The sequence below is a fragment of the Streptomyces fildesensis genome (genome assembly GCF_016107395.1).
In the GTDB taxonomy this organism is placed as follows: Bacteria; Actinomycetota; Actinomycetes; order Streptomycetales; family Streptomycetaceae; genus Actinacidiphila; species Actinacidiphila fildesensis.
The window spans coordinates 1-245 of sequence record NZ_JAAIKO010000347.1; the positions used below are offsets into that span (position 1 = coordinate 1).

At 49.4% G+C, this 245-nt stretch carries 1 protein-coding gene; it reads left to right on the top strand.

What is annotated here, in order from left to right:
• Positions 1-2: 2 nt before the first annotated feature.
• Positions 3-62 carry a YqaE/Pmp3 family membrane protein gene (locus tag C6N31_RS46610; protein WP_368860208.1) on the top strand — a complete coding sequence of 20 codons (60 nt, stop codon included), beginning with the start codon at positions 3-5 and terminating at the stop codon, positions 60-62.
• Positions 63-245 lie beyond the last annotated feature (183 nt).

The window sequence follows — 245 nt, forward strand, 5'->3', positions numbered from 1 at the left end:
TATTGACGCTTTTCGGCTACATACCTGGAATATTATATGCCGTCTATGCCATCACGAAGTGATCCTCGCTATCTGGAATCTTCAGGTTGCAGGCAGTCCGTCAAGCTTTCACCATCTCGGTTGGCGCTGGTTTGAGGGCGGATGCATGGATGCTGGTTTGTTGGTCTGTAGTGTGGAAGAATGTTCAGTGCTCGTTAATGGTTTCGCCGTGTGATTCCGCGTTCCTTGTTTATTCCCCGTTGGAG